This is a genomic window from Fluviicola sp. (assembly GCF_030151805.1).
In the GTDB taxonomy this organism is placed as follows: Bacteria; Bacteroidota; Bacteroidia; order Flavobacteriales_D; family Crocinitomicaceae; genus Fluviicola.
Window position 1 is genome coordinate 1 of the sequence record NZ_JASLCN010000497.1, and the last position, 3537, is coordinate 3537.

1 protein-coding gene is annotated in these 3537 nt (G+C 47.1%); it reads left to right on the plus strand.

What is annotated here, in order from left to right:
- The coding region (locus tag Q1V93_RS18950; protein WP_300666987.1) for a gliding motility-associated C-terminal domain-containing protein at positions 1–3511 on the plus strand (3511 nt) is incomplete at its 5' end.
- Positions 3512–3537 lie beyond the last annotated feature (26 nt).

The window sequence follows — 3537 nt, forward strand, 5'->3', positions numbered from 1 at the left end:
AGGAACAAGTACGGTTACAAATTACAGTGGAGGAAATACCTACGCATTTTCGCCATCAGGACCAACAATTGGCGCAGGCGGTGCAATCAACGGAGCTACTCCGGGAACAACTTACAACATAACAGCCGGAAGCGGGGGATGTGTTTCCGCACCGGCTTCATTTACGAATGCAATTCAGCTTCCAACTACAGCAACCCCAACGATTAGTACAGTTCCTGCAAGCTGTTTGGCAGTGGGTTCCGGAAGTGTTTCCAATTACAATGGAGGAAATACCTATACGTTTTCACCTTCCGGCCCAACCATCGGAGCGGGTGGAGTAATCAACGGGGCTACTCCGGGAACATCTTACACTGTAACGGGAAACAACGGAACATGTACTTCTGCTCCGGCTTCTTTTACAATAGCAGCACAATTATCGACTCCTGTAACTCCAACGATGAGTAGCAATCCTGCAAGTTGCTCCTCAGCAGGAACAAGCACGGTCACGAATTACAGTGGAGGAAATACCTATACTTTTTCTCCTTCCGGACCAACCATCGGCGCGGGAGGTGCAATCAACGGAGCCACTCCGGGAACAACTTACAACATAACAGCCGGAAGCGGAGGATGTACTTCTGCACCGGCTTCTTTTACGAATGCAGCGCAACTTCCAATTACTGCCACTCCAACAATTAATACGATTCCTGCTACTTGTTCGTCAGCCGGATCAGGAAGTGTTTCGAATTATAGTGCCTCCAATACCTATTCGTTCTCTCCATCAGGACCAACCATCGGAGCGGGTGGAGCAATCAGCGGTGCCACTCCCGGAACATCTTATACTTTAACGGGGAATAACGGAACATGTATTTCTGCTCCGGTTTCTTTTACTATAACAACACAACCTATCACCCCGGTTGCACCCACAATGAGTACAATACCAGCAAGTTGTTCCTCAGCTGGAACAAGTGCTGTTACCAATTACAGTGCAGGAAATACTTATGTCTTTTCACCTTCCGGTCCAACAATCGGAGCGGGTGGGATGATCAGCGGAGCCATCCCCGGAACAACATATAGCATCACAACAGGAAACGGAGGGTGTACTTCCACACCTGCATCTTTTACCAATGCACTTCAACTTCCGGCAACTCCGGATCCGGCTATCAATACCAATCCGGCAACTTGTTTGTCTGCAGGTTTGAGTACGATTACGAATTACAATGCAGCATATACGTATACATTTTCGCCCGCAGGACCAATAGTTGGAGCCGGAGATGTCATTAACGGAGCAACACCCGGAACATCTTACAGTGTAACAGCGACAAGTAACGGATGCGCGTCTGTACCGGTATCTTTTACAAATGACACTCCACTTCCGGTAACTCCACTTCCGGCAATCAATACGAATGCGGCAACCTGTTCTTCACCTGGTTCAAGTACGATTACGAATTACAATGCAAGTTATAATTATACGTTTTCGCCAGCAGGTCCGGCTATCGGAGCGGGAGGTGTAATCGGCGGGACTACACCCGGAACTTCCTATGATGTAAGCTCATCGAATGGAAGTTGTCCTTCTTCCACGGTTTCATTCAGTGATGCAACACAGCTTATCAGCCCTGCAATCCCTGTGATTAATACAACCACTGCTACTTGCAGTGATGCTTCTTCGAGCACGGTAAGCAATTACAATGCAAGTTATGCGTATACGTTTTCTCCTGCTGGTCCTGCGATTGGTGCTGGAGGCCTGATTACAGGAGCGGGTGCAGGAACTTTGTATACTCTAAGCGTTTCAAATGGTGTTTGTATGGAGAATACTTCTTTTACCAATGCACCGCAGCTTGTATCTCCTGCTACTCCGGCAATGAATACTGTTTCTGCATCCTGTGTTTCGGATGGAAGCAGTTCAGTCTCCAATTATGATGGATCGTTGACTTATACCTTTACGCCTGCGGGACCGTCGCTTGGAGCTTCAGGGTTAGTTACCGGTGCTGTAACGGGAACTTCCTATACTATTATTGCATCAAACGGTACGTGTAGCTCGAACCAGGCTTCTTTTATTAACGCTGCGCAACTTCCGGATTTACCTGTACCATCCATTTCAACGGCTGCTGCGACTTGTACAGCGGCGGGATCAAGTACAATTGCCAATTTCAACGGAACAAGTACGTATACGTTTACTCCTTCCGGCCCGGTAGTTGGTATGGGTGGAGTAATCACCGGCGCAATTCCGGGAACGACTTATACTGTTGGAGCTTCGGATGCCGGCTGTACTTCTCCCGTGACTACATTTGTCAACGGTATTCAGTTGACTGTGCCCAATCAACCTGTTACTATTGCCGGAAATACAACCCTTTCCTGCGGAGCAACTTCGGAGAATTATTCCGTAACAACGATTCCCGGGGTAAATTATTCCTGGTCTTATTCCGGAGGAGGAACAATCACTGGCAGCGGTTCTTCGATCACGTTGAATTCCATTACATCTGGAGGCACTTTGACCGTTATTCCGTCGAATGCTTGTGGAAATGGAACGCCGCAAACGATTGTAATCAACCTACCGGTAATTCAGCTGTCGGTTAGTAATCTTTCACCGTCATGCGCCAATTCGGCAACAGGAAGTGCAACCGTTTCAGCAACCGGAGGAACGTCACCGTATCAATACCAATGGAATCCTACAGGCGGAACGGCAGCTACTGCGACTAACCTGGCTGCAGGAACTTATACCGTGACTGTTACGGATCATGCCGGTTGCAGTAAGAATATTCAAGTGACGATAACGGCGACATCACCAATCAATCTGAATTTAAGTAGTACCGGTATTAATTGTAATTCTTCTGCATCCGGAACAGCAACTACTGCACCTTTTGGAGGAACAAGTCCATATACTTACCATTGGTCAAACAATGAAGGAACGCCAACGATATCCAACCTGGTTTCCGGTGCTTATTCGGTGACGGTTACGGATGCAAACAACTGTCAGGCAGCAGGAACAATTACGGTTAATTTTATCAATGACTTGTCTGTTACGGTTACTCCGGGAAGCGCTACAATTTCTGCGGGAGATAGTATTCAACTGACTGCGGTTATCACTCCGTCTGTTCCTGGAAGTACTTATTTCTGGACGCCAGGCAATTCCTTATCCTGTTCAAACTGCCCGGATCCGATGGCATTTCCTTCTGAGACGACAACCTATTTGGTGACTGTTACGACTCCAACAGGTTGCAGTGCAGATACGACGGTAACGATTAGTGTTAACCCGGTTTGCGGAGAAATCGGGATTCCGAATATTTTCACACCAAACGGTGATCAGGTGAATGATGTGTATGAACTGAATACAACATGTTTGATCGAACTGGAATACTGGATCGTGAATCGTTGGGGAAATACGGTATTTCATGCCAATGAATTGAATGCTTCCTGGGATGGGAAAATTGATTCTAATCCGGCTTCTGAGGGTGTTTATTTTATTAAGTATGTTGCTAAAAACTCCGGTGGAAAGGAAATGAAAGGTCAGACTTTCTTCCACTTGTCGCGTTAAGCAGGAGTTGTTTTGTTGAAAGCGGA